At 63.2% G+C, this 25106-nt stretch carries 37 protein-coding genes; 19 read left to right on the forward strand and 18 right to left on the reverse strand.

What is annotated here, in order from left to right; all coding sequences use genetic code 11:
- Positions 1-2: 2 nt before the first annotated feature.
- The 13 genes from ACXAGF_RS17795 to ACXAGF_RS17855 all read right to left on the reverse strand — a co-directional run bounded on the left by ACXAGF_RS17795 (position 3) and on the right by ACXAGF_RS17855 (position 12470).
- Positions 3-179, reverse strand: a complete 177-nt coding sequence (locus ACXAGF_RS17795) for a hypothetical protein (RefSeq protein WP_475018702.1) — start codon at positions 177-179, stop codon at positions 3-5.
- 95 nt (positions 180-274) lie between these two features.
- Complete coding sequence (locus ACXAGF_RS17800; RefSeq protein ID WP_475018703.1) at positions 275-1495, reverse strand: phage major capsid protein; 1221 nt, start codon at positions 1493-1495, stop codon at positions 275-277.
- Positions 1496-1564: 69 nt separating this feature from the next.
- Positions 1565-2287, reverse strand: a complete 723-nt coding sequence (locus ACXAGF_RS17805; protein ID WP_475018704.1) for a head maturation protease, ClpP-related — start codon at positions 2285-2287, stop codon at positions 1565-1567.
- Positions 2284-3606, reverse strand: a complete 1323-nt coding sequence (locus ACXAGF_RS17810) for a phage portal protein (RefSeq protein ID WP_475018705.1) — start codon at positions 3604-3606, stop codon at positions 2284-2286. The genes ACXAGF_RS17805 and ACXAGF_RS17810 overlap by 4 nt, the downstream gene beginning before the upstream one ends.
- Complete coding sequence (locus tag ACXAGF_RS17815) at positions 3603-5297, reverse strand: terminase large subunit (RefSeq protein ID WP_475018706.1); 1695 nt, start codon at positions 5295-5297, stop codon at positions 3603-3605. Before ACXAGF_RS17815 ends, ACXAGF_RS17810 begins: the two co-directional genes overlap by 4 nt.
- Positions 5297-5785, reverse strand: coding sequence for an AraC family transcriptional regulator (locus tag ACXAGF_RS17820; RefSeq protein WP_475018707.1), 489 nt, complete (start codon positions 5783-5785; stop codon positions 5297-5299). Before ACXAGF_RS17820 ends, ACXAGF_RS17815 begins: the two co-directional genes overlap by 1 nt.
- An 86-nt stretch (positions 5786-5871) precedes the next feature.
- Positions 5872-6120, reverse strand: coding sequence for a hypothetical protein (locus ACXAGF_RS17825; protein ID WP_475018708.1), 249 nt, complete (start codon positions 6118-6120; stop codon positions 5872-5874).
- A 42-nt stretch (positions 6121-6162) separates the two neighbouring features.
- On the reverse strand, positions 6163-6531 hold the full coding sequence (locus ACXAGF_RS17830) for an HNH endonuclease (protein ID WP_475018709.1): 369 nt from the start codon (positions 6529-6531) through the stop codon (positions 6163-6165).
- Positions 6532-6743: 212 nt separating this feature from the next.
- On the reverse strand, positions 6744-7379 hold the full coding sequence (nusG, locus tag ACXAGF_RS17835; RefSeq protein ID WP_475018710.1) for a transcription termination/antitermination protein NusG: 636 nt from the start codon (positions 7377-7379) through the stop codon (positions 6744-6746).
- A complete protein-coding gene (locus ACXAGF_RS17840) occupies positions 7363-8598 on the reverse strand; it encodes a helix-turn-helix domain-containing protein (protein ID WP_475018711.1) in 1236 nt (411 codons plus the stop codon). Before ACXAGF_RS17840 ends, nusG begins: the two co-directional genes overlap by 17 nt.
- Positions 8595-10715 carry a DNA cytosine methyltransferase gene (locus ACXAGF_RS17845; RefSeq protein WP_475018712.1) on the reverse strand — a complete coding sequence of 707 codons (2121 nt, stop codon included), beginning with the start codon at positions 10713-10715 and terminating at the stop codon, positions 8595-8597. The genes ACXAGF_RS17840 and ACXAGF_RS17845 overlap by 4 nt, the downstream gene beginning before the upstream one ends.
- Complete coding sequence (locus tag ACXAGF_RS17850) at positions 10705-11004, reverse strand: hypothetical protein (protein ID WP_475018713.1); 300 nt, start codon at positions 11002-11004, stop codon at positions 10705-10707. The genes ACXAGF_RS17845 and ACXAGF_RS17850 overlap by 11 nt, the downstream gene beginning before the upstream one ends.
- Positions 11001-12470, reverse strand: coding sequence for an MT-A70 family methyltransferase (locus ACXAGF_RS17855; protein WP_475018714.1), 1470 nt, complete (start codon positions 12468-12470; stop codon positions 11001-11003). Before ACXAGF_RS17855 ends, ACXAGF_RS17850 begins: the two co-directional genes overlap by 4 nt.
- Before the next feature lie 71 nt (positions 12471-12541).
- Between ACXAGF_RS17855 and ACXAGF_RS17860 the strand changes: the two genes are divergently transcribed.
- Positions 12542-12796, forward strand: a complete 255-nt coding sequence (locus ACXAGF_RS17860) for a DUF982 domain-containing protein (protein ID WP_475018715.1) — start codon at positions 12542-12544, stop codon at positions 12794-12796.
- Positions 12797-12798: 2 nt separating this feature from the next.
- Here the strand turns inward: ACXAGF_RS17860 and ACXAGF_RS17865 are convergent, their stop codons facing one another.
- The 4 genes from ACXAGF_RS17865 to ACXAGF_RS17880 form a co-directional block, all read right to left on the reverse strand.
- Complete coding sequence (locus ACXAGF_RS17865; protein WP_475018716.1) at positions 12799-13080, reverse strand: hypothetical protein; 282 nt, start codon at positions 13078-13080, stop codon at positions 12799-12801.
- Positions 13077-13514, reverse strand: a complete 438-nt coding sequence (locus tag ACXAGF_RS17870) for a hypothetical protein (protein WP_475018717.1) — start codon at positions 13512-13514, stop codon at positions 13077-13079. Before ACXAGF_RS17870 ends, ACXAGF_RS17865 begins: the two co-directional genes overlap by 4 nt.
- Positions 13514-14008 carry a hypothetical protein gene (locus ACXAGF_RS17875; protein ID WP_475018718.1) on the reverse strand — a complete coding sequence of 165 codons (495 nt, stop codon included), beginning with the start codon at positions 14006-14008 and terminating at the stop codon, positions 13514-13516. The genes ACXAGF_RS17870 and ACXAGF_RS17875 overlap by 1 nt, the downstream gene beginning before the upstream one ends.
- Before the next feature lie 332 nt (positions 14009-14340).
- Positions 14341-14604 carry a helix-turn-helix domain-containing protein gene (locus ACXAGF_RS17880; RefSeq protein WP_475018719.1) on the reverse strand — a complete coding sequence of 88 codons (264 nt, stop codon included), beginning with the start codon at positions 14602-14604 and terminating at the stop codon, positions 14341-14343.
- A 108-nt stretch (positions 14605-14712) separates the two neighbouring features.
- Between ACXAGF_RS17880 and ACXAGF_RS17885 the strand changes: the two genes are divergently transcribed.
- From ACXAGF_RS17885 to ACXAGF_RS17955, 15 genes are all read left to right on the forward strand, one after another.
- On the forward strand, positions 14713-15351 hold the full coding sequence (locus tag ACXAGF_RS17885) for a helix-turn-helix domain-containing protein (RefSeq protein ID WP_475018720.1): 639 nt from the start codon (positions 14713-14715) through the stop codon (positions 15349-15351).
- 292 nt (positions 15352-15643) lie between these two features.
- Positions 15644-15820 carry a hypothetical protein gene (locus ACXAGF_RS17890; protein WP_475018721.1) on the forward strand — a complete coding sequence of 59 codons (177 nt, stop codon included), beginning with the start codon at positions 15644-15646 and terminating at the stop codon, positions 15818-15820.
- 17 nt (positions 15821-15837) lie between these two features.
- Positions 15838-15996 carry a hypothetical protein gene (locus tag ACXAGF_RS17895; RefSeq protein ID WP_475018722.1) on the forward strand — a complete coding sequence of 53 codons (159 nt, stop codon included), beginning with the start codon at positions 15838-15840 and terminating at the stop codon, positions 15994-15996.
- An 8-nt stretch (positions 15997-16004) separates the two neighbouring features.
- The gene (locus ACXAGF_RS17900) at positions 16005-16190 is read left to right on the forward strand and encodes a hypothetical protein (protein WP_475018723.1); all 186 of its coding nucleotides are present in this window, start codon (positions 16005-16007) and stop codon (positions 16188-16190) included.
- A complete protein-coding gene (locus ACXAGF_RS17905) occupies positions 16187-16393 on the forward strand; it encodes a hypothetical protein (protein WP_475018724.1) in 207 nt (68 codons plus the stop codon). The genes ACXAGF_RS17900 and ACXAGF_RS17905 overlap by 4 nt, the downstream gene beginning before the upstream one ends.
- Positions 16390-16707 carry a hypothetical protein gene (locus tag ACXAGF_RS17910; RefSeq protein ID WP_475018725.1) on the forward strand — a complete coding sequence of 106 codons (318 nt, stop codon included), beginning with the start codon at positions 16390-16392 and terminating at the stop codon, positions 16705-16707. The genes ACXAGF_RS17905 and ACXAGF_RS17910 overlap by 4 nt, the downstream gene beginning before the upstream one ends.
- Positions 16700-16948 carry a hypothetical protein gene (locus ACXAGF_RS17915; RefSeq protein WP_475018726.1) on the forward strand — a complete coding sequence of 83 codons (249 nt, stop codon included), beginning with the start codon at positions 16700-16702 and terminating at the stop codon, positions 16946-16948. Before ACXAGF_RS17910 ends, ACXAGF_RS17915 begins: the two co-directional genes overlap by 8 nt.
- On the forward strand, positions 16945-17106 hold the full coding sequence (locus ACXAGF_RS17920) for a hypothetical protein (RefSeq protein WP_475018727.1): 162 nt from the start codon (positions 16945-16947) through the stop codon (positions 17104-17106). The genes ACXAGF_RS17915 and ACXAGF_RS17920 overlap by 4 nt, the downstream gene beginning before the upstream one ends.
- Positions 17099-17365: a hypothetical protein gene (locus tag ACXAGF_RS17925; protein ID WP_475018728.1), complete on the forward strand. Its 267-nt coding sequence runs from the start codon at positions 17099-17101 to the stop codon at positions 17363-17365. Before ACXAGF_RS17920 ends, ACXAGF_RS17925 begins: the two co-directional genes overlap by 8 nt.
- Positions 17362-17568: a hypothetical protein gene (locus ACXAGF_RS17930; protein ID WP_475018729.1), complete on the forward strand. Its 207-nt coding sequence runs from the start codon at positions 17362-17364 to the stop codon at positions 17566-17568. Before ACXAGF_RS17925 ends, ACXAGF_RS17930 begins: the two co-directional genes overlap by 4 nt.
- Entirely contained in the window at positions 17565-18104 is a 540-nt protein-coding gene (locus tag ACXAGF_RS17935) for a hypothetical protein (protein ID WP_475018730.1), read from the forward strand. The genes ACXAGF_RS17930 and ACXAGF_RS17935 overlap by 4 nt, the downstream gene beginning before the upstream one ends.
- Complete coding sequence (locus ACXAGF_RS17940; protein WP_475018731.1) at positions 18101-18325, forward strand: helix-turn-helix domain-containing protein; 225 nt, start codon at positions 18101-18103, stop codon at positions 18323-18325. The genes ACXAGF_RS17935 and ACXAGF_RS17940 overlap by 4 nt, the downstream gene beginning before the upstream one ends.
- Positions 18326-18518: 193 nt before the next feature.
- Positions 18519-19055 carry an ImmA/IrrE family metallo-endopeptidase gene (locus ACXAGF_RS17945; protein ID WP_475018732.1) on the forward strand — a complete coding sequence of 179 codons (537 nt, stop codon included), beginning with the start codon at positions 18519-18521 and terminating at the stop codon, positions 19053-19055.
- Positions 19052-20167 carry a hypothetical protein gene (locus ACXAGF_RS17950; protein WP_475018733.1) on the forward strand — a complete coding sequence of 372 codons (1116 nt, stop codon included), beginning with the start codon at positions 19052-19054 and terminating at the stop codon, positions 20165-20167. The genes ACXAGF_RS17945 and ACXAGF_RS17950 overlap by 4 nt, the downstream gene beginning before the upstream one ends.
- Before the next feature lie 65 nt (positions 20168-20232).
- Positions 20233-21441, forward strand: coding sequence for a tyrosine-type recombinase/integrase (locus ACXAGF_RS17955; RefSeq protein WP_475018734.1), 1209 nt, complete (start codon positions 20233-20235; stop codon positions 21439-21441).
- 225 nt (positions 21442-21666) lie between these two features.
- Here the strand turns inward: ACXAGF_RS17955 and ACXAGF_RS17960 are convergent, their stop codons facing one another.
- Positions 21667-22032, reverse strand: a complete 366-nt coding sequence (locus ACXAGF_RS17960) for a winged helix-turn-helix transcriptional regulator (RefSeq protein WP_475018735.1) — start codon at positions 22030-22032, stop codon at positions 21667-21669.
- A gap of 86 nt (positions 22033-22118) precedes the next feature.
- On the opposite strand from ACXAGF_RS17960, the gene ACXAGF_RS17965 reads away from it, so the two are divergent.
- The 3 genes from ACXAGF_RS17965 (at position 22119) to ACXAGF_RS17975 (ending at position 25062) form a co-directional block, all read left to right on the forward strand.
- A complete protein-coding gene (locus ACXAGF_RS17965) occupies positions 22119-22868 on the forward strand; it encodes an SDR family NAD(P)-dependent oxidoreductase (RefSeq protein ID WP_475018736.1) in 750 nt (249 codons plus the stop codon).
- Positions 22869-22973: 105 nt separating this feature from the next.
- Positions 22974-23582 carry an NADPH-dependent F420 reductase gene (locus ACXAGF_RS17970; protein WP_475018737.1) on the forward strand — a complete coding sequence of 203 codons (609 nt, stop codon included), beginning with the start codon at positions 22974-22976 and terminating at the stop codon, positions 23580-23582.
- Positions 23583-24009: 427 nt separating this feature from the next.
- Positions 24010-25062: a hypothetical protein gene (locus tag ACXAGF_RS17975; protein ID WP_475018738.1), complete on the forward strand. Its 1053-nt coding sequence runs from the start codon at positions 24010-24012 to the stop codon at positions 25060-25062.
- Positions 25063-25106: the final 44 nt, after the last annotated feature.

Consider the following 25106-nt stretch of genomic DNA (forward strand, 5'->3'; position numbering starts at 1 on the left):
GCTTAATTCTCGCCCTTCTGCTCGCTCTCCGATTCTTCTTCGTGCGGCACGGCGCCGCCGACGCTGACGACCCGAGCCGCTTCCTTCGCATCGAACTCGACGATGTCGCCGGGTTTGTATGCGACCCCGCCCTTGAGGGTCATGTAGGACGTCATCTTGACTTTGACTTTCTCAGCCATTGTTCCTGATCCTTGCTTTGAGGAGATGAGGGGCCGGATCGCAAATGGCGACCCGGCGCGAGACCCCGGAGCCGGCGCCAAGGCCGGCGCCGATCTTAGGACGCGGCGTTGACGAACACCTTCACGGCGCCGCCGACGTCGATCAGGTTGCCGCCCGAGCGCATCCAGGCGAGGAAGCCGACCTGGCCGAGCTTGGTGTAGGCGGAGTCGGTGAAGCGGAACATCTCGATCGCCATGACGTCGCGGACGTTGTAGTGGCGGAAGTCGCCGAAGGCGATCGACTTGGCATTGGCTGCCATCACAGCGACGTCCTGATTGACGGTGATCGGATAGCCGCACAGCGTATCCGGCGCGCCACCCGGAACGTTCGTCTCGTAGCCGGGAACGAAGATCGGGCGGCCCTGGCCGTCCTTGATCTTTCGGATGACCTTCACCGACCCGTCGTTCATCATGAAGCGGCATTTGCCACCATCCCGGTAGGCCGGGTCGACTGAGTGGATCAGGTCGATGACCGAGTCGTAGATGATCCCGGTGACCTGCGAAGTGCCGTTACCGGCGGTGACGCCGACGGTAGCTCCGACGATCACGCCCGTCGGCTGGCCCGCGCCGGTACCGATGGTGAAATGCTTGTTGGTCACGCGGCCAAGGCGGGTGACGAGACGCTGGCGAACGAAAGCCTCGATGTCGACGCTGCTGTCCTGCAGCAGCTCAAAGGGAACGGCGACGACCTTCGAGGAATACTTGTAGGCCGGCAGGGACTTGGTGCCGAAGGAGATGTCGGCGCCCGTTGCGGTCGTGTTTTCCGCGATGATCTCGCCCTCTTCCGCCGTGCCGTCCGAAGTCGGAAACGACATCGGGTTGCCCTGCGAGGTCTGCAGGACAGTGGCCACACTGCGCATGCCGCCGTAGGCCTTGAGAGCGTCGAGAACGGAGGTCGCCACTTCGGTTGCGACGGTATAACCGCCTTCGCTGGGCGTGGTGGTGGACATGGCGTTGCGAAGGGTCGCCCAGTCCTCGGCCGACAGCGAATTGTCACCGCCGCGGAGCCACTTGGCGTAGAGCCGCGCGCCATCCGACTGCTTGTCCTTGCCAGCCCGCTCGGAAGCCTCGATCACATTGTGCTTGAGCGCCTCGTCGGCGACCTTCTCGTTGACCGCCGAGATGCGCGAGATCTGCGCGTCAATGGCGTCAATCTCGGACATACCGGCATCATAGACCGGCTGGTCCTTCTCGGCGCTCCAATCCTTCTTCTCGACCAGTTCCTTCAGCGCCTTGGCTTTGGCCGCGCGCTGCTCACGCAATGCCTGAATAGACATGCTCTGTTCCTTTCGACAGTGTGGTAAATGGCCGCTTCGGCGACCGGCTATCTGCTCGGCGCAGCGCGCTTAGGCAGTTCGTTCCAGCATCCGTGCGGCATGCTGCCGGACGCGCTGGTCAATCGGATCGTTCTCCGGCTCGGACGGGGCGGGCGCCTGATCCTCGATCTTTGGTGCTGCAGCGAAGGCGCTCATGTCCCATTTGGCCGTGGCCTTCGACTTGTCCTCGGCCACGGCGTCGGCAAGGCCGATCTCGACCGCCTCGGTCGCGGTGAACCAGGTTTCCTTCGCCATGTAGTCGCGAAACGCACTCACGTCCCCGCCGCTCTTTGTGGCGTAGGAATCGGCGATGGAACCATCAACCTTGTCGAGCAGCGCCGCCGTCGCCAGAAAGTCCTCGGCGTTGCCCATTTCCATCGTCCAGGCGTTGTGGATCATCATGAACGAGCCCGGCGCCATGATGACCTTCGGTGAGGCTGCGGCAATCACCGAGGCCGCCGAGGCCGCATATCCATCGACGTGTACCGTGATCGCGCCGTCGTGCTCGCGCATGGCCTGGCAGATTGCCACTGCCCCGAACACGTCACCGCCGGGCGAGTTCACCCGGATGGCAACGTCGCCCTTGATGGCCGAGAGCGCCTTGATAAAGGCACTCGGGGAGACGCCGCCCCACCACTCCGCCTCGAAGTCGTCGGCGACGATCATGTCGTAGATGTAGATCGTGTTGCCTTCGGCCCGGAACGAGCCACGCTTGGCGTTGGCAGACAACAGCGCACGCAGCCTGTTCCTCATTCGACAGCATCCTTCTCTTGCGGTTTCTGGGACGGGACCGGAGCGCTGGGAGCGAGGCTGTCGCTGTCCGGTACTTTGTCCTTCTTCAGGCGCAGGTGGGCCCGGGCCTCGTTGAGCGACATGATCTTTGGCTCACCGGCGCGACCGACGGCGATGCGAAGGGATTCGTAGAGCGACTTCGTATCCGCCCGCTCGAGATCGGTGGTGTCGAACTCGACCACCCGGGCAGCCGTGCGGAATAGCTTGCGGTTGATCTCGTTCTCGAACTTATTGAGGTGCTGGCGAAGCGTGTAGCGGACAAAGCCGATGCCCATCGATTCCACACCAGACCCCCACGAGGTCGTTTTCTCGTTGTGGCCGATCATGAAGGGCGGCACTCCGTAGATCCGCGCAATCTCTTCAATCTGGAACTGCCGCATCGCCACCAGTTCCATGTCCTTCATCGGCATGGTGATGTTCTTGATATCGAGGCCGCCGTGCAAAAGCATCGGGCGATGGGCATTGCCGACGCCCTGGTGCTTCTTCTCGATCTCCTGCCGCAGCTCCTCTACGCTTTCCGGGCCCAGCACCTGTTCCGTCACAAGCGCATAGTCCGGCCTGGCGGAATTGGCGAAGAAGTTCGCCGAGAAGTCCTGCATGGCGATCGACGATGCTCCGGCCATGCGAAGCGCGTATCGGAGCGGCGACAGACCCCGCAGCCCGTCGAACCCGAAGCCTGCTACATGCAGGATGTCGTCCTGGTCGTAGACCGCGACCTCGCCGGCATTGCGCTTGCCGGCGATCATTTCTGGCTCGATCGCATAGGCCAGCCGCGATCCGTCCGGCCACACGGCAACTGTGACACGCTCGGGATGAACTGGCGTCAATCCGATCGGCGCACCCTGGCGGTTGCGCTCGATGACGGCAAACGCATCCCCGTGCAGAAGCAGAGACCGGCAAAGAAACTCCCAGCCGCTCGCAGCTGACCAGCGCGGGGTCATCTGCTCGTTGAGAACCCAGTGCAGGTCGTCATTGTAGATCCGGTCGCGCTCGCCATCTGCCGAGTTGACCCGATAAATGTTGACCGGTAGCGGCGAGATCGCCCCCGTGATCAGGTTCACGGAAGCATAGATGGCCGAGACCGTCAGAGCGGTTCTCTCGGTCGGAGCAGGCAGCTTCCCCCCCATCTCGACCAGATCGGACCATGAAGACGAGTTCCGAGTAATCGCAGTCAGAGGCACCTGAGCGCCCGAGGCCTGCGGAGCGGCCACCGGCAACGTCGCCTCCTCCCCGAAACGGCGACCAGCAATGAACTCCCCTATTCGGGCACGCCAGCTCATAGCAACTCCAATGCCGGTTTCTTGGTTGTCTTGGCTTCCGGGTTGAGGAACATCAGCATCGCCGCGTTGAACAGCGCCATCAGCGGGTCGATCTTCGACGCACCGGCCGCCTGCTTGGTGACGATGTAGTTGGAGCCCTTCAGTTCGGTCTTGGCGTTGCCCACGGCCCAGGCCATCAACGGTTGGCCGCAGTGCTGCATCGTCTTGTCCTTCAGCTTGCGCGGCAATGTCGTCACCGCCGACTGCAGCTTCCAGCCCTGCCCGACTGCCATGGTCAGGTCACCGGCCATGCCCCGCTCTGCAAGAGCATCGAGGAGGCTGGCAACGCCGAACGCGTCAAGGCCGATGCCGGCCCTCTCGGGCAGCTTGCCGGCCAGAAACAGCCGCTCGCAGATATCGGCGATATCGACGATGTCCTGGTCGACTTCGTCGCAGACAACCAGGTCGCCATCACGCCCGAAGTCGCGAAGCCGGGGCGCGATCTCCTTGCGCCGCTCGAACACGTCCGCGTGCGCCCAGGCACGGCCCCATTGCAGCCAGGTTCGCGTCTCCCGCTGGCGACCGATGACGGAAATCGCCATCAGGTCGTCGAGGCCACCACCATCGATGCCGACGACGCAGACGTCGCATTCGACGATGACCCGATCGAGCGTCAGCCCCGCACTGGCGGCACCTTCCCAGTAGGTGGCGCCGGCCCATCGATCGGCATGCAGGCCAAGGCCGACCTCTACGTTGAAGTGTTGCGAGGCGATGAGCGCCAGCTTCTCCGGGCCCTCGCGCTCCGCCGTGGAAATTTCGCCGTCGAGGTAGCCCTCGTCGACCGACCGGTTCAGGTTCGGATTGACAAGCCCCCAGGTCTCGCGCCGCTTCCAGCCCCCATCGACCGCATCTTCAGGCGGCAGCTCGTAGAGCACCGCGAGCATCGGAAAGGCGAAAGCGCCGTCGCGCACGTCGCGCGCCTTCTGCAACTCCGCCTTGAACACGCCGGCCGGCGGCGACTTCGACTGGGTCGTTATCTGCAGCAGGAAGCCGTCCGGCCTTGCTGCGAGCGAACCGCGGATCTCGACGAAGATGTCGGCTGCCTTGGCGATCGCCGCGAAGACGTGCGTCTCGTCGATCAGGATGTAGGTCGCCTTCGACCCGGTGATGACGTCGGCGGCCGCGGCCTTCACCTGGATGACGGCGAACGTGTTCAGGTGCGTGATCTTCTTCAGGTGGTCCTGAATGTGGAAGAGCTTCGCCAGTTCCTCGTCGAGGCGGACAATCCCGGCCGCCTGCTTGAACGAGATGTCGGCGATCTGCTTCGTCGGCGCGATCAGCAGCAGCTCCGCTTCCGGTCGCTCGTTGAGGATGGCGGCTGTGACGATGATGGCGGCGGCGATCGACGACTTGCCGTTTTTCTTCGGCACCAGCAGGAAGAATTCCCGCAGTGCCCTCCGTTTCGTCTCCGGATCGTAGCTGCCGAAGATCACCCGCACGAAGTCGAGCACCCACTCGCCGCAGACTTCGCCGTAAGTCGGGTTGCCGATGATGTCCGGCACCCGCAGACGCCTGAAGATCCGCAGCGCCTTTTCGGCGACGGCGTCGTAAAGCGGCAGATCCGGGATCAGCGAGCGCCTGGCGCGAATCCGCTCCTTCCAGTCCGGGACCGCCGTCGACCAGGCCGCGGCCGGCATCCAGGCGGTATCCATCAGTGCACACCCTTCTGGACGCCCGGCAGCAGGTCACTGCCCCACTCGCTGCCGGCGCCGGCCGTCTTGGCAGCAGCCTTTGCCGCTTCCTTCTTGCCGAGCTTGTCCTTCTGCTCGGTGTCGTGATCCTTCTGCGCATCCCGCAGCCGCCGGTCGGCGTCCATCAGGTCCGAGCGCTCGATCATCTTGCCGAGTTCCTTTAGGGCAGCGACGTTGCCGGCGTTGGCCTGCTCCATCGCCAGCTCGAAGCGCCGGGCATCGAGCCGGTCGCGCATGGCCGAGCGCTGCTTCAGCTCGGCTCTAAAATACCGCTTCAACGTTGCCGGCGAGACGCCGATACCGTTTGCCATTCGCTCGATCGACCAACCAAGCGCCAACAACAGCTTGATTTTGTTGCGGTCTTTTTCCGTCGCCTCGTACGGTGGGCGTCCGCGCTTTCCTTTCCACTCCGGAACGGGATGCCCGAACAGGTCGAAAATCGGTTCCATCAGAAAAAAATCTCTACGTGAGGGGGGCGCGGGTCCGGGCGGGGGAGGGCCTCCAGACTTTCGACCACCCCCCCTCTGCGGCTCGGTCAGGCCTTCTCGAAGGTGAGGCGGTAGACCCCGCCGATCTCGAACTGATCAATGGCGTCGGGGTTGGTGATCGTCATCGCCAACTCGCCCTGCGGCGTCCACTTCGACCAGTCACCATTCCCTTCCGGCAAACCCTGCAGGTAGGAGCCGAAAGCTGCGGCCATCTTGACTTCGACGTTCACCGCATCGGCCGAACCGGTCGAACGGTGGTTGATCTCCTTCACATAGAACATTGCCTGTACGCTCATGCGTCTTCTCCTTCTTGGTCGACTGGTGCCGCCAGTCACGGATTACCACCGAGCCTGCGCCCGTTCCTGCTTCTGCTTCTCGCTGTCGTGGTAGGCCTTGCTCACGACCTGCAGGTTGTTCTCATCCCAGAACAACCGCTCATCGCCGCGATGCGGGGTCTTGTGGTCGATCACCGGACTGTTGCCAGCCGGGTGCTTGCCGACGCAGAGGACGCCCGTCGCCTGGCATGTGTACTGGTCTCGGATCAGGATCTTCTGCCGCAGCTTCTGCCAGCGCGCCGACTTGTACCAGCTGCGCGACGCCACCGTCTGATCACGCTCGCGTAGTCTCGCCTGCTCGTCACCGGCTGCCCGACCGATCCGTGGCGCCAGCGTCCCTATCCTTGGCTTGATGGTCGAAAGCCTTCCCATACCCCTTGATGCAACAAAGGCGACCGTTTGGCCGCCTCGTCTCTCATCTGGTCATGGCTGTCGCACTGGCCCTGAATCGGTGTCTCATCATCGAGACAGTCAGGGCGGGGTCCGACCGGTGTACCGACCCCGGAACATTTAGTTCCCGACCTTTCGGCCGTTCTCAGGGGCTCACTGCAGGATCATCGGATCATCCGTGGAGCAATTTGTAGTCACACCCTTTCGAGGATTGCAAGGGGCACAAGCACCGGTGTCATACCGCCAAAAACGTTCACCTCAACAACCGCATCGCCTCGACCATCCGACCTACGACTGAGGATCGGACCAGCGAACCCGACAAAGGGTCCATGCTTGATCCGCACCCTCATCCCGGCCTTGAACAGTCCAGACGGCACATCCCAGTCATAGGCGCCCTCGTCTGCCATGACCTTGAATCGTTGCACCTCCTGGTCGCGGATTCGATGCGGTGTGATGCACCCGCCGAGCATAGCAATGACGTGCTCAACGCCGAGCAAACCGAAGAACGCCTCATCAGATTCGAGGCACCGAACCAGCACATAGCCATTTAGGACCGGGATCATCTGAGCAGGGATCACCCTGCCGCGACGACGATATTCTCGCCCCCTACGCATTGGGACTAGCGCTTCGATTTTCGCTTCGACTAGCGCCTTTTCCACAGATTGCTCGTGGCCAGACCACACCCGAAGTGCGAACCACGGCGAATCAGGCGCAGCGCGCAGGCTCGCGGCAGACAGCGCATCCGACCGGATAAGCCTCATCCGATCCTCGAACCGCTCCCCTACGATGCCGATCGGTGCCCCAAGGAAACCCTTATGCTGCATGTTCATTGCCCCGCACCTCTCTCAGCCTTGCTGCAAACTCATCCATCGCTTCGCGCACCAGCGCATCCAGATCCGCTTCGATCACCGCTTCCGGCAGTGCGGGAAAATAGACGAACTGCTGGTTGCCGGTATCGGGAAGCCAGGGCCAGCGCCGCGCATGGTGCAGCCGCTTCCATGCCTCCCAGATCTCACTTCCGACCCGCACCTGCACGAACGACGCGCCCAGCGCCTTGATCGCCGCCGGCACCATCGCCCCGCGGAAGTTGGCCGCCCGCTCGTGCATCGCCACCACTTCCGGCCAGCCGAACTTCGCCAACCGCTCGCGCTCTTCGGCGTTCCGGTCGATCTTTCCGTCGAGGATCATCTGCTGGATGAGGCGCGGTGGAGCCGGCAAAGTGCGGGCCGGTTTCAGCAGCTCGGCGAAGCGTAGCGCACCCCAACCCTTGCCGAATGGACCTTCCGGCGCCTGCAGATCGGAAACCGCCTGCCGCGCCGGCAGCTTCTCCCAGCGCTTTTCCCGGAGGTAGACACCGACCGAGCAGATCATCTTGCGCCCGCCAGCCTTCGCCGCCTCGAGATACTCACCGGCCCGCGCCGCAGCCTGCTCGCGCTCCGATGCGGTCAGATCGTTCCATGCCTTGCGCGCCGCATCCTCGCTGTCGCCGACATAGGTTGGCCAGGTCGGGAAGAACCGGCGGAAGGCCCGCTCGATCGCCGCCGGGCTTTCTGCCGGCTCGTCGGCCGGCCGATCCTGCCCACCTTCGCGCTCGCTCGCGCTCTCTCTCCCGATTACGGGTTCTCTTACTGGTTCCCTTACAGGGTTACTGTCCAGATTCTGGACTCGGCTTTCGCCATTTTCTGGACTCGGCTCGGCCCGGTTTCTGGACACGGCCTCGCCGGTCCCGTGTCCAGTTTCTGGACTCGGTTTTTCGGCCGGTTGCGCCGGAAAATCGGCCTCGAAAGGAAAGCGGTAACGCGTCCTCTCCTGACGGTTCGAACCCTTCTCGCGGCGCTGCTCGCGGGCGATCAGACCGGCATCTTCCAGTTCCTTCAGGTAGACGTTCAGCGTCGAGCGCGGCACCTCGCAGTCGGCCGCCAGCGTGTCCTGGCTGGGAAAGCAGCCGTTGTCCGGATGATAGCGGTCGCACAGGTTCCAAAGCACGACCTTGAGCGCCGGCTTCAGACCGCGCTGCTTGATCGCCCAATTGGTCGCGTCGTGGCTCATTCGGCGGCCTCCCGCCAGACCGCCAGGTCCGGGCAGTTGGCTGCGACGATCGCCGCCTCGACAGGCGGAGAGACGGAGTTGCCGACGCAGGAGACCTGAACCGATTTCGGAAACTCGACCCAGACCGGCTCGCCGCCGTCCTCAGGCGCGCTCCAGCCGCCGTCGATGACGTAGTCGGCCGGGAAGCCCTGCGCGTTGTAGAGCTCGCGCGGCGTCAGCATGCGCATGCCGATGTCGACGATGACGAAGGTCTCGCCGCCGATCGACAGCGTCACGAACTCGCGCTCGTCCCAGAAGCCATGCGCCCGCAGGAACGCAGCCACCTGGCGCGCCCGATCGGCCTGCGCCTCGGTGAAAGGCGGAACCGACAGGCTCGCCTCGACATGGCCGTGCCGATCCTTCGTCGTCACCGTGCGGCAGGGCTGATCCATCTCGCCGCCGTCGCCATTGCCGTAGTAGGCTTGCAGGTACGGCGCGACCAGCGCTGCATGGCCGCCGCCGGCGGTCACCGTTTTCAGCGGTGCTTCTGGGCTTCCCCGCCCCCCAGCAGTATTGGACGTGTAGAGGTGAGAGAGGTAGGGTGCGACGAGGGCAGACTTGCCGCCACCGCCGGCTGTTATCGAGCCATTTGGATCATCGACACCATGCCCGACACTCGCCCCGAACTGCCGGGAGATGAAGGCGGAAATCACCCCCTGCTGCGCGCCCGTCGCAGTCACCGTCGACACCGGCTCATCTGCCGAGCGCCCCGGATTGACGCCACCGTCGCGACGGCTGTCGTTATTGTGCTGGGCGATGAACGCAACCGCAGCGGCGTGCTTGACGCCGCCCGCCACGACCGTGCCGAGCGGCTTGCCAATATCGAGCGCGCGCGGCTCCTGCCCCTTCCGTTCGCCGTAACCGGTTTGCACCAACGTCGGCACGATGACGGCGTTCTGATCCTTCGTGCTGGCCGTGATCGTATGGTGCGGGGCCTCGACTGATCGAACCGCTCCGCCCTGCTGCGCATGCGTCAGCACCGGGGCAACAATCGCTAGCCCTGCGCCGCCGGCGGTGATCGTATGCGTCGGCTCGTCCGCGCCGTTGAACGGCTTGCCGGCGTTTCGCATCGTCATCAGGTGCGGCGTGACGACCGCATGACTGATCCCGCCCGCCGTTACGACGCCGTGCGGCTCGTCGAGCGGATATTCCCGCCGGCCACCGCTGTCGCCATGGGCGATGCTGACAAGGAACGGCCGCTCCGCATCGAGCACGTAGCGCTTCATCCCGCGCGCCACCCGCGCCATGGTATTGCCGGCCAGCGGCCGCACCGCCCGAAGCCCGTGCTTGGCCATGACCTCGCTAGCGGTATCGAAGATGGACGGGCAAGGCAGCGACCAGTCGATGCACTCCGCCGCCGTGCGCCAGGGCAGTTTCCTGCCGGCGATCACGTCCGGATCGTCAGGCCGCCCGTGCGTCGGCTCCGGCCAGACGATCGGCTTGCCGTCGAAACGAATGATCACGAACAGGCGCTTGCGGATCGTCGGCGCGCCAAAGTCGCAGGCGCGCAGCTCGCGCGCGTCAAGCCTGCCGCCGAGCCGCTTCAACGCCTTCACCCATTTCTGGTAATTCTCGCCCTTGCGCTCGGGATCCGGCATCAGGCCGCGCTCGGTCTGGATCAGCGGGCCATAGTCCTTGAACTCCTCGACGTTCTCCATGGTGACGACGTCGACGCGGCCGCCGCTCTTCTGGATCCGCTCGATCCAGCCAGGAATGATCCAGGCTAGGTCGCGGATGTTTCGCTCCACCGGCTTGCCGCCCTTCGCCTTGGAGAAGTGCTTGCAGTCGGGCGAGAAGTGCATCAGCCCAATATGCCGGCCGGCGAGATGGTCGAGCGGATCGACCCGATAGACGTTCTCCGACAGGTGGATCGTTTCGGGATGGTTGGCCGCATGCAGGGCGAGCGCCGCCGGATTGTGGTTGATGGCGATGTCGGGTGAACGCCCGAGCGCCATCTCGATACCGGTCGAAGCCCCGCCGCCGCCGGCGAAGCTGTCGACGATCATCGGGCGCTCGCTACGGCAACGAACTGAAGCCTGGTCCAGCGCCGAACCGGAAAAGAGGGTCTCACGAAACATCGCCGCCCTCCCCCGCCGCAATCGCCACCATCGCCGCCCGCGCACGGGCGAGCAGTTCCTGCGCCTTGTCGCTCCGGCTTCCGTCATCCTTTCGCGGCATCCACACGACGAGGCGCTCGGCCTCGAGGTAGTCGACGCCGGCAAGGAACCCGGCGAGCCGCAGTCGGTTGCGGATCGTCACCTCGTATTTGCCGAGATAGCCCGTCGGGCAGCGCAGCAGCCATTGCGCGCGCTCGGCATCGGTGCGCGCATTGGCCAGTTCCTCGATAATGGGCAGTAGGTCGCTCAATCCGCCTCGCTTTCCGGCGTTCCCGCCTCGTATCCCCATGCGTCCCAGCCCGGCCGGGGCGCACGGCAGAACAGCTCCAGCCGAGGGATGCCCGGATAGAGCCGCTCGATCGTTTCTGCGTAGAAGTCAGGCTTTGCCGAATGCCGCCCTTTGGCCTCGCGATGCACCGTCTCCGGCTGCGAGCCAGGCAGTGGCGCGGGCACATCGCCGCGCCGACCGATCAGAAGCAGCTCGTGCCGATCGCGGCCCCAATATCCGGTGCCAGCAATTTCCTTGTCCCAGATCCAGTGATGGACATAGGAAAAGCCCCAGGCGGCCATGACGCGCATCGCGTCCTGCAGCATCGGGTTCGTGGCCCAAAGAAACAGCACCGCGTCGCGCCCGGCCGGTGAACCGATCTTTTCGAACAGCGCGCAGATCTCGTCGGTCGGGAGCGTCGGATAATGGTTTTCAGCGCTCTTATCGCGTCCCGTCACCTCCGATCGCACGGCAAACTGCCACGGCGGATCGGCATAAATGACGGGATATTTCTGGATGACCTCACCAGTCTTTGCCTGGCCGGCAGATGCCACCAGCGCCATGTGGCGAATCCGCCCCTCGTGGCGCATCTTTGCCCGCGCCTCTCGGATCTGCTTGGCGCGCTGGATGATTTCCTTTTCTTCTCGGCGCAGGACCTCCTCCTGCGCCTCACGCTCCAGATGGCTGATCGCCTCGCCGGCATGAACCGAGACTCGCCCGTCGCGGATCGCGTCTGACAGTGCCTCCACGCCATGGTCGCGCACCCGCTTGGCCGCCTTCACGGCGCGCTCCGAGATCGAGAGTCGCCGCCCCGCCTCGCGGGCGTGCAAATTTGCATCCCCGGCTGTCGCCTGATTGATGCCCCGCTCCCAGTCGACGATACGCGCCGCCACCATCGCCCGCTGACTTTCGGTCAGGTGCCGGCGATGCAGATTGAGAGAGAGAACGAAACCGAGCGGATCATTGCCCCCGTATTCTTTGGTCCAGGCGTCAATACCGAGCAGCGCACACGCCGCTTCGCGGTTGCGCCCGTCGAGGATCTGCCCGTCGAGAAGCCAGACCGGCTCTTCCTGCCCACGCGTCTCGATGTCGTCGGCAAGTCGGCGCAGTTCGTCTTCGCCCAGCATCGGAAAGAGCCCGGCCAGCGGATGGTGCGGCAGTCGTGGCAGGATTCGAGGTGCGGGGGCTGGCGCGGCATCCGCCAGGGACGGCATTTGCGCCGCCGCCGCACCATCCCCCTCACCCGCTGCAGCGATCGCGACCGCGACCTGCATGCCCGCCTCGGTCGGCCGCCAGAGAAAGCCGTCTTGCCGGTCGCGCGAGAGCAAGCCCTTGCTGTTTAGCTTGCGCGCCTTTGCCTGTTCAGGCTCGCCGCTGCAGCGATAGCAGCCCGTCTCCACCGCTTCGGCGAGAAGGCGTCGCTGTCCCGTGCTCAGTGATAGCGCCATCACTTCGCCCTCCCGGGAACCAACAGCACGCTCGCCAGTTTTCTGATGCGCACAAAGGGAGGTGTGACGTCATGTCGGCCGTGGCGGATTGGTCCAGACCGGTCCCGGTTGACCTCTATGGAACCGGAGGCTTCACCGCAGTCTCGAACAGCTTCGAGGCGACGGTGCTGCTCACCAGCCATTGGCCGGAGACGTCCGGTCCCGCCTTTGTCCGGGCATTGACCATTTCCTGCGCCGTCTTTTCGGGTGAAGCCGACAACGAGGCCATGCGACTTGCGTTCGCCGCCGCCGCCGAGGAAGCGGGCGTCCTTATTCGGTTGCACTAGCATCAGCTGACCCTCGCCAGCCGGTCGAGATAGGCGCGGCCCTTCTCGGTCAGGTGCAGGACATCGTCATCGCGACTATCGAGCCGCAGCATGCCCGCCTCGAGGCAGCGCCAGGCGATGGCGTGGTCGGCGTTGCACTCGCAGCGATAGGGCCCATCGGCAAGCCCGACCCGGCGCAACAGCGCCACGCCGCGCAGCCCAATCGGCCCGCCCTCGCGCAAGGTCAGCGCCCCGCGCGGTTCCTGCCCGGCATAGCCGATCTTCTGGAAGCGCGCCGAGATCATCGTTGCGCGCGCTCCCGCGCCACCTGTTCGCGCGCCTTCTGGATCGCCTTCTGACGCCCCTCGCTCCAGACCCACTCCGGCAGATCGAGCAGAAGCCCATGGCCGTCCGGCGACTTGCGGCGCTCCGGATTCTCGGAGACCATCTGGAACTGCGGCACGAAATCGAGATCGGGAAAGCGGAGCAGCACAGTATGTTTCATGAAGCGCGGCTTGAACGCGCCGTCTGCGGCGGGGAAGATCAGCATCTTGCCCTGGTCGGCGCCGTCGCCGATCTGAACCGTCAGCGCGTCGGCCTTGCCGAAATGGACGGTGTATTGCGCCGCCGGCATGCTGATCTGGAGACGGTAGGGCGCATCCTTGCGCATCTGCACGGTGGAGATCCGGAAGGCGCCGGTCTTCGGCTTCTCGACGGGAATGATCGTGGTGAAACCCATCACTCGCCCTCCGAGACCAGCCGCAGTTCGGCACGGGAACCGCCGAGCGCCTTGACCTGCGCCAGCGATGAACGGAGGTCGCTCGCCGCCCGCTCCAGCCCGCTGGCGACCCGGTCGACCGTGGTCGCCTCGGCCGCCGTCACCTTGCCGTCGGCGATCGCCAGAGCCATCGCGTTCGCAAGCTCGGCCGCGTGACGCATCAGCTCCGAATGGGCGAGAAGGACCGAGACATCCGCCGCACGCTCCGCATCGGGATCGCTGAGGCGTCGGCCGTTGGATTCAGCGAGGACCGCCGTGACAAGCGCCCGGCCGCAGTCGCCTTCCAGCGCACGGATCGCGCCGACCGGCATCAGGTCGGGATCGTTCGGGTTGTTCCAGCGACCGACCTGGCTTTTCGAGAACCCGGTGATCTGTTCGACGCGGAGGATGCCGCCGCAGCGCTCGATCAGGTCGCGCTGCGCCGCCTTCATCCGGTAGAGAAATGCATCAGACATGACTGCCTCCAGGGCTTGGCGCTTACGCGCGAAAAAACACGTTCCCGCGCCGGGAATTCCGGCGAGGCTTTCCCGTGGCGGGAACGAGCAGAAATGGTGAAAACTCAGGGCCTCAGATCACGGAGGCCCGCATGCAAACGACAGACGAACATCAGACGACCCGCGGCCCTCGGCGCACGGTGAAAGCCGCGGGTCGACCGCACCGGCCGTCATGGCCGGAACGCTTGAAGAGAAAGCGCGCCGGAGCCCGGAGGTCCGAGGCCCTGGCGCGAGGTGCCGCGCGGCCAGACGGGCTGCGCGGTTTCGGGAGGAAGGAGGCAGGAAGGCAGCCCTCATTCGGCCGCCTCCGGGATTTTCGGAGTTGGCTTGATGGTGGGGCGCTTCAGCCAGGCCAGCCGCGTTTCGTGCATGTCGGTTGCGGTGACCGCTCCGCCAGAGATCTTCTCGATACGATCGATTACGTCCGCCTCCGGACGGCTCTTGCCGGTTTCCCACCGTTGGACAGTCCCAACTGAACGATCGCCGGGCAGTCCTAGCTCCGCCGCCAAGCGCGCTAGCGTCCACCCATTCGCTTCTCTCCAGTCCCTAAGGAGCATCGGCCTACCTCTTATGTGCCGCTCGACAATATCGCAGTTTTTGCGATAGCGTCAACATTCGCTTTCGTGTTTTGTGCGATGTTGCGGAGTAAGGCAGGCTGTTAAGCCATGTTTATGCGCAATAGGATTCGAGAATTACGGGAAGCTCGGGGCTGGTCCCAGAGTGATCTTGCGGAAAAAATCGAGGTGCATTGGCAAACGATCTCGCGGATCGAGAACGCCAAAACCCGCATCTTGGGGAAGCGTGAACGCGCGCTCTCTGAGGTATTCGGGATCGCCCCCGACGACTTGTATGCTCGAGATCCTATGGCCGGCCTCCGCACAGTTCGGGTCCAACAACATGTCCAGGCTGGAGCATATGCGGAATCCAACCTCTGGCCGGACGACGAAGGGTATGACGTAGTAGTGCCGGTCGATGAAAACTTCGGAAATCTAAAGCTTTACGGGGCCGAGGTTCGCGGCCCCTCAATGAACAAGGTGTACCCAGAAGGTACGGTTCTCGTTTACACCAGCCTCTACGAGATGGAAGAGCCGATACAAGTAGGCAAGAGATACATTGTGGAACGCGAGCGCGCCGACGGACTGAGGGAGGCGACAGTGAAGACGCTTCAACAGGACGCCGATGGAGAGTACTGGCTTGTACCAGAGTCGTCTGATCCGCGATGGACTGCCGTCCCCGTCAATGGCACCAACGGCGATACCGTTCGCGTCGTGGGCCGCGTGCAATATTCCGTTCGGCGCGAATAGACGATTGACGGACCACCCCAGTCGACATGAAATGCACTAATGCCACCCTGAACGGGTGGCATTTTTGCATCTACCAACGTTGTTTTTGCCGACATTTTGCGACATATATCGCAAAATTTAGCAGAGCCAAGCCCTATAAATCGCATATTTTGCGATACAACAATTGACGCTACATCGCATTATATGCGATGTCTGCATCGTTCAGGCCGCGAACAGGGCCGCCGTCGCTCCTCCTCCCAGGCGGCGGCCCACCTTTCCCGGCTCGTTTCACCCGAACGATGGAGAAAGCAACATGCACACCCCCGCCCAGAAACGCCGCATTGCCGAGATGGCCCGCGCCCTGCGCGAGATCGGCGATGGCGCCAATGCCGGTCACCTGCTCCTGAGGGGATTCACCCGCGCCGAGATCGATACGCTCGGCCCGGCGGCGACCGAGGAAGCCAACGCCACCTTCGCCCGCGCGGCGTAAAGAGCAAGGGCCGAGCCATGAACCAGGCACCCCGCGACTTCGCCGTCCGACCGCGCAGCACCGCGCGCGATCTCGCCGCCCTGCGCACCACACGCCGCAAATGGCAGTGCATCATGCTCGCCGGCCTCGCGGGGTACCTCCTGGCCATTTCCGCCCTGCTCTGCATCTACCTCTGAGGCTCGCCATGCGCCACGCCCGCCTGCCCCGCTATGCCATCGACCGCCCCGCACTTGACTGGTCCCGGATCGAGGAGCGCTGCGCCGCCCGCGACTGCGCCGACCGAACCTGCCGCCGGCTGGTCTATCTCGCCCTGCCGACGCTGCTCTGCGCCCTGACCTTCCTCACCATCGCCGGGAGCCCGACCCCATGACCACGATCACTGTTCACCTCGACCCCGCCACCGAGGCGCGCATGCGCCAGGCCGCGGACGAGACCGGCCACCGCATCGAGGAGCTCGCCCTGCTCGCGCTCGCCGAGGCATCGGGCGCATATTTCGCAGGCCGCGCCGACGATCCGGCCCGCGGCATGCCCGTGCTGCACGTGCTGCTCCAGCCCTCGGAGTTGCACGCATGACGACGAGCAACATCCCCATGTCCGAGGACTGCATCCTGCCGGTCGACGGCATCATCTTCCGCGAGCTGCAGAACGGCGCGACGATCGAGGAGATCGCCGACCGCTACGCCTGCGACGAGAAGATGCTGTCCAGCCGCATCGAGTACAAGCGCGCGGGCTGGCGCCGTCGCCCGCCGCATTTCCTGCGCCCCGCCCCCGGCAAGGTCATCGTGCCGTTCATCGGCGTCGTCGGCGGCTACCAGCGCCGCGGCGAGATCTCGCTTCCGCCCGTCACGATGTTCGTCAGGCAGAGGCAGGAGCCCTGCCGTGGCTGACGCGAACGCACACGACCCGAAATCGCTCGCCCTCGCAGCCGTCCATCAGGCAGCCGAGGCCGTTGCCGAGCTGATCCGCTTTGCCCGCGAGGGCGAAGGACTGTCCGGCCCCTTCGAGACCGACGTCGTCGAGCAACTGCTCGACGCCGCCAAAATGACGATCGAGGCAATGGGCGAGGCTGGCGCCGAACACTCGTCGATCTATGGCGACATCGTCCACACGCTGGAGTTCTGGGCATGACGGACAGGCTCCCGACCTTTCGCGTCCATTTCCACGACGGCACCAGTCTCGAAATTCAGGCCGCAGAAGCGCGTATTGCCGAAGCACAGGCGAAGAAGCGTAGTCCGGGAAAATACGTCAGCAAGGTCATGTTCCTGCGGGAGAAAACCCGTGGCTGATGCAACGTGCAAGCACCGCGTCCTCAGCGACCACCAGCACGACGTCGCAAAGGCAATCATGGCCGTGCTGCACGGCTGCGAGCATGCCGACGCCTACGCAGCGATGGTCAGCATCATCGCCGCCACCATCAATCACGCCGCCGCCGACCGCGCTGATGCGCTGCTGGTGGCTGATGCGATCGGCGACCAGATCCTGATGCTCGTCGCCATGGGCCAGAATGGCCTTTTGCAGATGGCTCCGGTGGAGCAGGCGCCATGACGATCGAAGCCCTCGGCCGCCAGCGCGAAGTCATCTGCGACGGCTGCCCGGCCTCCTATCCCAACACCTACGACGTCGACGACTTCGACGTGATGGTCGCCGACGCCAAGGCCGCCGGCTGGCTGGTGACGAAGCGCGGCCTGAAATGGCTGCACTTCTGCGCCGACTGCAAGCCGAGCCAACAGAGAGGATCGCTGCTGTGACCAGGCCGGCAGAGCCCGCCGCAAGCCCCGCCCAAAAGCGCCTCGAGGCGATCCGCAACCGCGCCGGCCTTGCCGCGACCGACTGGAGCGTGATGTCGGACGGCAGCCTGTGCCTGACGACGGGATCGGGCGCCGACATGGCGATTGTCGCGACCATCCGCGACGAGGCGCCGGTGTTTGACCGCGACTACCTCATGCACCTGCCCGACGATCACCGCTGGCTGCTCGACAAGTATGACCGGCTTTGCGAGCGCCACCGCGCCGCCCTCGCCGAGATCGAGCGTCTGAGCCCGAAGCCTGAGAGGGCAAAGGACTATGCCGCCGAGTGCGCAATGAAGTGCGCCAACGATCACCTGTTCCACCGGTTCCTGCAGCAGATGCATCAGCTGGAGGCCACCGATCTGGAGCGCATCAAGACACGCGTGCGCAACATCCTCTCCATCCAGTCGATGGCCGAGCTTAACACCGACGACAACGCAAGGCAGCGCTGGCAGTCGCTGAAGGCCGAGTTCCACAACTGGAGGAAGACCCGATGAGCGTCGCCGCCCACAACAGCGACGGCCCCGTCGTCGTCGAACGCGACCTGCTTATGGGAGCCGACGCGATCGCGGATTTCCTCGGAGTCTCCCGACGCCAAGTCTACCGGCTGGTCCATGACAAGATCGTCCCGTCCTTCAAGCTCGGCGGGACGGTCGCCGCCCGCAAATCGTCACTGACGCGCTGGATGGCGGAGCTCGAAGAAGTTGGAGCTAAATGACGCGTTGAAACTTCGGTGTTGCCTTGCTACAGGCCGCGTCACCGACGGCATGGAGGGGAATCAGGTGACTGGCATCTAAGGATTTCATCGTTTGTCAATACCGCTTGTGGCAGAACAAAAAGTGAAGCACTATCTTGAGGCGCATAGTGCGTAAATGATTCGGGCTGCAGAACCCCTGCGCAAGGAAACAACTATGCCGGTAGACTACCACGACCCGATTCCAACGAGAGCCTCAAAAAGGAATGTCTCTGAATTCGCGGAAGAGCTGGCCGCGGAACTGGGCTACGATCCAGAAGGGCCGATCGAACACGTTGTTTCAATGGTTGGAGGCTCCATTCAATATCGCAACCCGGTCGGAGACAGACCGGAGTCGATAAAGGTGCAGCCAGACGAGTCGTTCAATATCTATTTGCCGACGTTGACAACGATGAGCCGAGACAAGTTCACGATAGCTCATGAGTTGGGCCATTTCTTTTTGCATTTCCCGATTGTTCAGTCCGAGCATCCAGGGGATGGCATGCGCGCCTACCGCTGGCTAGATGAAGACACGACAGAGGATCTCAAGCGGTGCGAGTGGGAAGCAAACTGGTTTGCTGCGTCCTTTGTCATGCCGGAAGGTCTGTTTAGGGAACTCCATGAAAAAGGCGGCTCCAGAGAAGCTGCCGACCGCCTGGGCGTCAGCTTGAAAGCTGCTGAAGTTCGCGCCCGATCTTTGGGCCTGCCCGCTTGACCATCCCCAATTATCGCGTGCGGCTATTCATGACAGTCGACCTAATCGGGTCGACGGCATTTAAATTTGCTTCGAGGAGGTCCGCAAAATCCAGCGAACCACACCCACAGTGGGTGATTCGATTTCGGCAATTTTATCAGCAATTTCCGGAAGCCTTTTACGCAAAGTACAAGACGACCGCATCGGGGAGCATTGAAGGGGATAAGGCCCCGCCCATGCCCCGTGTCTGGAAGACTGTCGGAGACGAAATACTGTTCTGTTGCCGTGTCCACGACGTTCAGCACCTCGCTTGCTCTGTTTCAGCATTTCTCCAAGCATTGGAAACCTTTGGAAAAGAACTAGAATCGAATGAACTTCCCCTGGACGTTAAGGGCGCAGGGTGGCTGGCCGCCTTTCCGGCCGAAAATATCAGTATCGAAATCTTCAACGGCGACAGCGGAGCTGTAGGTACGCAACAAGACGTGCTCAGCGAAGAGTTCGAGGCTCAAGCGGATGCTAACCCCAACAAGTATGACTTCCTGGGGCCGGGGATCGATACGGGCTTTCGCGTTTCAAAGAACGCAACGGCTGATCGCTTTACTGCGTCCGTTGGTTTGGCGTACCTGCTCTGCGAAGCAGCACATCACAATATGTTCTCAGGCACGTTTGAGTATCATGGGAGAGAACGGTTCAAAGGTGTCAATCGAGACCAGCCATACCCCGTAGTTTCGATCGGATCGGAGCGCGACCCCCTGAAGCGCCGCCTGCGCGAGAGGGAACGCATGGTCACGAACGAGCAGCCGACATCGGCGGTCGCGCTCGGAGACTTCCTTCGGGAGTTCATGGAGCACGAAAATATCGACCTCCCAGCTCTGCCGCTGAGGCCAACTGACGTCCCTCCCGCGCCGCCTGCATCCTATCAGACGTTCAAGAAAGCTTGGGAAGTCAACGTCATCGAAACGGAGAAGCGCGACAAAGGCATTGAGGAGGCTGTTGCCGCAGGTAAGACCGAGCCCAACAGTAACGATCCAATTCCCGAAGATGTGATGCGTTTCATTTCCCGGGACCTTTCAAAGATCGCAGTCTCTTCAGCGGTGGCAGCCGCCTTGCGCCGTTTCAACAATTCTGAGTAATTTGTGGCGTCCATATTGTTGGGAGCGACACACCGCTATGCGCCCGTCAATCTGAAGGTCACGCCATGGCTACCATCCGCAAGCGCAGTTGGACCAACAAGAGCGGTACCCACGAAGCCTGGGTGCTGAACTACATGGACGCGAATGGCAGGCGCCATCGCGAGCAGTTTGAGAAGAAGCGCGACGCGGAAGGACGGCGCAAGGAAGTCGAGGGGCAGATCGGCAAGGGAACCTACCGCGCTGACGCCACCACGACCACAATCCGGACGGCCTGCGAGAACTATGAGAAAGCGCTTGAGGGCCGCAAGAAGCGCGGCGAGAAGGTCACGCCGGAATACTTCAACAACGTCACCGGCCACCTGTGGAACTACATCGCCCCGACGGACAAGCCCGCGACCGCCGAGGGCAAGAGCGACCAGCTCGTCCGGTTCCCGTACGGCATCGGCGACACCAAGCTAGCCCAGCTCAGCGCCAAGGCGGTCGGGGAGTTTCGCGACAGGGTGCGCGAGGCCGGCGTCGGCGTCGTGACGACGCGGCAGATCCTCGGAACCCTGTCGCGGGTGCTGCAGAATGCCATCCATGACGACCTGCTGGCCGCCAATGTCGCCAGGGGCGTGCGCGTGTTCGGCAAGCGCAATGAGGGGGCAAAGAAGATCGTCCCGCCGTCAAAACCTGCCATGGCGGCGCTGCTGAATGCCTGCGATGCCGACTTCAGGGTGAAGGTGGCGTTCGCCGCCGCGTCGGGCATTCGCGCCTCCGAGCTGCATGCGCTGCGCTGGCGTCATCTCGATCTGAGGGAAGGCAAGCTGACCATCGAGACCCGTGTCGATTCCAAGCGCAACGAGGACACAACGAAGAGCGAGGCCGGCCTGCGCGAGGTGCCGCTCGGCGCCACCATTGTCACCATGCTGAAGCAATGGCGGCTGAAGAGCGCGTTCAAGAAGGACAACGATCTCGTCTTTCCGAACTCGCTTGGCGAATTCGAGAGCCACCGCAACATGAGCAAGCGCAAATTTGCCCCGGCGCGGTCACGGGCATCGGACGCAATGGCCGAGGACGGCCAGGCAATGAAGCAATTTGGCTGGCATGCGTTGCGCCACTTTGCCATCTCGACCTGGATCGAGGCCGGATTGTCGCCAAAGACCGTCCAGACCTTCGCCGGCCACTCGACGCTGGCCGTCACCATGGACCGCTACGGCCACCTGTTTCCGAGCGATAACCACAAGTCGGCTATGGACGGAATCGCCAGCTCGATTTTCGGCAATGGCGCATAAATGGCACATGACAGGATCCAACGCCTGGTATTTCAAGCCTCAATCGCACATTCCTAATCTGAGGGTCGCGCGTTCGAATCGCGCCGGGATCACCAAAGTTTCCAGATGGATTGCCCTTTTTTCCGCATCGCCGTTGTTGGCCGTTGTGCGCCATGCGCTTACCGGAATGGCCGGCCTTTCCAGGGCCTTTCTGGCGCCAGCGGGCTATTCGCCCACCGGGCGCGGCTATCTCGCGCCGTGCCGGGGTTTGACAACGGCCGCGATCGCCGTGGTGTTTTCATCTCCCCAAGCACATAGGGGCCGGAGCGCTTCGGCAAGCGTTCGTCCAAGCGATGTCAGGTCATAGTCCACTCTCGGCGGGACCTCCTTGTAGTCCGTGCGCGTGATGATCCCATGCGCCTCCAGTTCTTTAAGCTGCTGAATCAACACCTTGTCGCTGACGCCCTTCACAGCGCGCCTCAACGCGCCGTAGCGCAGCGTTTCCTTGGCCAGAAAGAAGAGGATGAGCGGCTTCCATTTCCCGCCGACAACCCGAAGCGCCGCGTCCAGACCACAGATGAAAGGCGGGTGAACTTCATTTTTTTGATCCATTTTTGATACTTACCAAAAGGTGCATACTTAGCAAAACGAAATCACGACTTATCTCCTGTTCACTTTCGAACAAAGGAGGTCTGACCATGACCAAGCTTGACGGCAAGACAGCGATCATCACCGGTGGTGCGAGCGGCATTGGCCTCGCCACGGCCAAGCGGTTTGTCGACGAAGGCGCGTTCGTCTACATCTTTGGGCGTCGGAAAGATGCACTCGACGCTGCCCTGTCCCAGTTGGGCTCAACCGCACGTGCCGTGCAAGGCGATACCACGAAGCCAGAGGATCTTGACCGGCTGATCGAGGCGGTGCGCGCAGAGCGTGGAAGCATCGATATCGTCTTTGCCAACGCAGGGGTTGGCGACTTCGCGCCTCTGGGACAGATCACTTCAGACCAGGTCGACTGGACCTTCGGCATCAATGTCAAAGGCACGATCTTCACAGTGCAAAAGGCGCTACCACTGATGGGTGCCGGCACGTCCATTATCCTGACCGGCTCAACCACGGGATCGATGGGAACGGCGGCCATGAGCGTCTATAGCGCCTCGAAAGCGGCCATTCGGAACCTTGCGAGAACCTGGGCACTTGATCTCAAAGGCACGGGCATTCGGATCAATGTCCTGTCCCCTGGCGCGACGGAGACCGAAAAGCTCATGTCGATTCTCGACGGCACCGGCGCAGGCGATGAAATCGTCGCCGGCTTTCGGCACCAAACCCCGCTCGGAAAAATCGGCGATCCGGCAGAAATCGCCGCGGTTGCCGTGTTTCTCGCCGGTGCCGACAGCAGCTTCATGACCGGCAGCGAAGTGTTTGCCGATGGTGGCTATGCGCAAGTTTGACGCCTGAACGAGCGCAGGCCGTTGAGACGACCGGCCTGCGCCACTTGCTGCGGACAAGCCGCATCCTGCCGGCTTTTGAAGGCTCCATGAGCACGGGAGAAAGAGATGAAAATCGGAATCATCGGCACCGGCACGGTGGGAATGACCCTTGCCACAAGGCTCGCGGCAAGCGGGCATCACGTTCTGCTCGCAAACAGCCGGGGACCGGAAAGCGTGGCCGAAATCCTGGGGGCATCCACCAACGGGGTAACGCCCGGTTCGACCTCCCAAGCTCTTGTCTGCGATCTCATCTTTCTCACGGTGCCGTGGACGAAGGTCGCGGATGTGCTGGGCAACGGTGGCCCCAAAGATGGCCGGATTCTAGTCGATGTCACGAACATCTTCCTGCGCTATCCGCCCGAAACGCTCATCGACGATTTGAAGGGTGACACAGGCAGTGAGATCGTCGCTCGGCTGGCGCCGGAGGCCCGCGTGGTGAAGGCACTGAACACGCTGCCATTCTCGACAATGTTCGCGCCTCTGCCGGCAGGTGTGAAACGTGTTCTTTTTGTCGCCGGTGACGATGCGTCGGCCGTCACGAAGGTGACGGGCCTCATTACCGAGCTTGGACTTCATCCCGTACCGCTTGGCTCCCTTGCCGAAGCCGGCCGGCTCATGGAACTCGGCGGCCCGCTTTCGGGACTGGAGCTTTTGACACAGGTCCGAGAAACATGATGAGCCGAGTACTTGTCACGGGCGGGACTGGCTTTCTTGTTGAGACACAGCGTTATCCATGGTCGCACTGGCGGCGCAAATCCGGCGCCCTGACCCTGTTTGAGGCCGAAAAGCCAATGCGGGTTGGGCCGATGCGATGAATGGGGGGCAATCATGCAATCCATGTCGCCTCTCCGTTCCCAGCCGACAGCCCGGAAGACGAGGACGACCTCATCCCCCAAAAGCCGGCCGATCCCGACGAAAGCCGGAAGCCAAGGCTGGCAAAATGTGCTAGCTTTCAACCTTTCGCAATTCTAGGTAACGGATCTGTCGACCCCCAGTAGGTCCTATCCGCGCTGAGATCGATCGACGGACGGCCCGCCTGCAGGTCGGAGCAGTCTCGAAAGATCCATGCAATCCAATCCTCCAGCCTGGATAGGAGGCATACATGGGCTTGGCGAAAGTTCAGGGCGCAATCGGCCTCCTCAAGCATGTCGCCAGCGACAAGGGCGTTCCGGGAACGGTGCGCCTGCCAGGGAGGGGGCCGATCGAAGCGGTGCCGCTTCGGCTCCAGGACCGTCGGTCGGAGGATTGGGACAGCCTCGCGCAAGAGTGCGGCGGCTCCTTTCAATCATCCTATGCCCGGCTCTGGCGCTGGTCCCTGCAACCGCGGCGGCACCTCACGACCTTCGACTTCCATCGGTCCGGCCGCAAGATCGGGCAGTGTGCCGTCAGCGTCTCGGCGGGACGGCGCGTCTTCGTCGACCCTTTGGCCCTGCGGCCCGGGTTCGAGCAGCATTGGCGCGACTGCATGGCCGCGGCCCTGGCCCACCTCGGACCGGGACGATATCGCTATGGCTGGCGGCTGGCGCTGGAGCAAAGCCGCGCGCAAGAGTTGGCGAGCCTGCCCGGAGCGAGCGTCGAGGGCGTTCGCCCGATCGTCGTCCAGGCCGTTGACTTCAGTGGCTGGCCCAGCTGGGAGGCCTACTGGGCAAGCACCAGCAGCAATACCCGCCGCAATGCGAAGCGCGGTGAAAAGAACGGCCTCAGCATATCGGTCCGAACCGGCCTCGGCTGTCTCGCCGACACTCTGGCCATCACGCGCTTGCGGGCGACAATGTGCGCGCGCAAGGGGATCGAGTTCGATCGCCTGTATGCGCTGGCCCACTATGTCGGCGGCCACCTCTTCGCCCCCGACTATCGCCTTGCGGCGATCTGCACGGACGGGAAGCAGCCGCTGGCCTGCTTCGTCGGCTACGAATTCGGCCCGCACACCTACTACCTGGCCGGCGCGTCATTGGGCGCCAACGATGGGGCCGCCTGGTACCTGCAGAAGCGGATGCTGCAGCGTGCCTGGGAACGGTCCGGGAACCGTGCGAGGTTCGTCGCCGGCAATATCGGCTATGTCCCGCTCGACGAAGGCGTGCTGCGATCGCGGAAATCCATCAACGTGGCCGACTTCGCGACGAGCGTCGTGGCCTTTCGATACGAGCCGCCATAGCCAGGGCATGGTGATCGGGGTCCCGGCGCGCCGGCCGCAGATCC

It is taken from the genome of Mycoplana sp. ABR4_002, from assembly GCF_056159645.1.

Bases quoted from the DNA above. Each gene is read 5' to 3' on its own strand.
- ACXAGF_RS17970 (WP_475018737.1), top strand. From the start codon at position 22,974: ATGAAAATCGGAATCATCGGCACCGGCACGGTGGGAATGACCCTTGCC.
- ACXAGF_RS17810 (WP_475018705.1), bottom strand. From the start codon at position 3,606: ATGAGCTGGCGTGCCCGAATAGGGGAGTTCATTGCTGGTCGCCGTTTC.
- ACXAGF_RS17965 (WP_475018736.1), top strand. From the start codon at position 22,119: ATGACCAAGCTTGACGGCAAGACAGCGATCATCACCGGTGGTGCGAGC.
- ACXAGF_RS17875 (WP_475018718.1), bottom strand. From the start codon at position 14,008: ATGTCTGATGCATTTCTCTACCGGATGAAGGCGGCGCAGCGCGACCTG.
- ACXAGF_RS17940 (WP_475018731.1), top strand. From the start codon at position 18,101: ATGAGCGTCGCCGCCCACAACAGCGACGGCCCCGTCGTCGTCGAACGC.
- ACXAGF_RS17870 (WP_475018717.1), bottom strand. From the start codon at position 13,514: ATGGGTTTCACCACGATCATTCCCGTCGAGAAGCCGAAGACCGGCGCC.
- ACXAGF_RS17865 (WP_475018716.1), bottom strand. From the start codon at position 13,080: ATGATCTCGGCGCGCTTCCAGAAGATCGGCTATGCCGGGCAGGAACCG.
- ACXAGF_RS17930 (WP_475018729.1), top strand. From the start codon at position 17,362: ATGACGATCGAAGCCCTCGGCCGCCAGCGCGAAGTCATCTGCGACGGC.
- ACXAGF_RS17905 (WP_475018724.1), top strand. From the start codon at position 16,187: ATGACCACGATCACTGTTCACCTCGACCCCGCCACCGAGGCGCGCATG.
- ACXAGF_RS17800 (WP_475018703.1), bottom strand. From the start codon at position 1,495: ATGTCTATTCAGGCATTGCGTGAGCAGCGCGCGGCCAAAGCCAAGGCG.
- ACXAGF_RS17895 (WP_475018722.1), top strand. From the start codon at position 15,838: ATGAACCAGGCACCCCGCGACTTCGCCGTCCGACCGCGCAGCACCGCG.
- ACXAGF_RS17825 (WP_475018708.1), bottom strand. From the start codon at position 6,120: ATGAGCGTACAGGCAATGTTCTATGTGAAGGAGATCAACCACCGTTCG.
- ACXAGF_RS17960 (WP_475018735.1), bottom strand. From the start codon at position 22,032: ATGGATCAAAAAAATGAAGTTCACCCGCCTTTCATCTGTGGTCTGGAC.
- ACXAGF_RS17820 (WP_475018707.1), bottom strand. From the start codon at position 5,785: ATGGAACCGATTTTCGACCTGTTCGGGCATCCCGTTCCGGAGTGGAAA.
- ACXAGF_RS17855 (WP_475018714.1), bottom strand. From the start codon at position 12,470: ATGGCGCTATCACTGAGCACGGGACAGCGACGCCTTCTCGCCGAAGCG.
- ACXAGF_RS17860 (WP_475018715.1), top strand. From the start codon at position 12,542: ATGTCGGCCGTGGCGGATTGGTCCAGACCGGTCCCGGTTGACCTCTAT.
- ACXAGF_RS17805 (WP_475018704.1), bottom strand. From the start codon at position 2,287: ATGAGGAACAGGCTGCGTGCGCTGTTGTCTGCCAACGCCAAGCGTGGC.
- ACXAGF_RS17845 (WP_475018712.1), bottom strand. From the start codon at position 10,715: ATGTTTCGTGAGACCCTCTTTTCCGGTTCGGCGCTGGACCAGGCTTCA.
- ACXAGF_RS17975 (WP_475018738.1), top strand. From the start codon at position 24,010: ATGGGCTTGGCGAAAGTTCAGGGCGCAATCGGCCTCCTCAAGCATGTC.
- ACXAGF_RS17840 (WP_475018711.1), bottom strand. From the start codon at position 8,598: ATGAGCCACGACGCGACCAATTGGGCGATCAAGCAGCGCGGTCTGAAG.
- ACXAGF_RS17900 (WP_475018723.1), top strand. From the start codon at position 16,005: ATGCGCCACGCCCGCCTGCCCCGCTATGCCATCGACCGCCCCGCACTT.
- ACXAGF_RS17830 (WP_475018709.1), bottom strand. From the start codon at position 6,531: ATGGGAAGGCTTTCGACCATCAAGCCAAGGATAGGGACGCTGGCGCCA.
- nusG (WP_475018710.1), bottom strand. From the start codon at position 7,379: ATGAACATGCAGCATAAGGGTTTCCTTGGGGCACCGATCGGCATCGTA.
- ACXAGF_RS17795 (WP_475018702.1), bottom strand. From the start codon at position 179: ATGGCTGAGAAAGTCAAAGTCAAGATGACGTCCTACATGACCCTCAAG.
- ACXAGF_RS17910 (WP_475018725.1), top strand. From the start codon at position 16,390: ATGACGACGAGCAACATCCCCATGTCCGAGGACTGCATCCTGCCGGTC.
- ACXAGF_RS17945 (WP_475018732.1), top strand. From the start codon at position 18,519: ATGCCGGTAGACTACCACGACCCGATTCCAACGAGAGCCTCAAAAAGG.
- ACXAGF_RS17890 (WP_475018721.1), top strand. From the start codon at position 15,644: ATGCACACCCCCGCCCAGAAACGCCGCATTGCCGAGATGGCCCGCGCC.
- ACXAGF_RS17955 (WP_475018734.1), top strand. From the start codon at position 20,233: ATGGCTACCATCCGCAAGCGCAGTTGGACCAACAAGAGCGGTACCCAC.
- ACXAGF_RS17920 (WP_475018727.1), top strand. From the start codon at position 16,945: ATGACGGACAGGCTCCCGACCTTTCGCGTCCATTTCCACGACGGCACC.
- ACXAGF_RS17880 (WP_475018719.1), bottom strand. From the start codon at position 14,604: ATGCTCCTTAGGGACTGGAGAGAAGCGAATGGGTGGACGCTAGCGCGC.
- ACXAGF_RS17815 (WP_475018706.1), bottom strand. From the start codon at position 5,297: ATGGATACCGCCTGGATGCCGGCCGCGGCCTGGTCGACGGCGGTCCCG.
- ACXAGF_RS17885 (WP_475018720.1), top strand. From the start codon at position 14,713: ATGTTTATGCGCAATAGGATTCGAGAATTACGGGAAGCTCGGGGCTGG.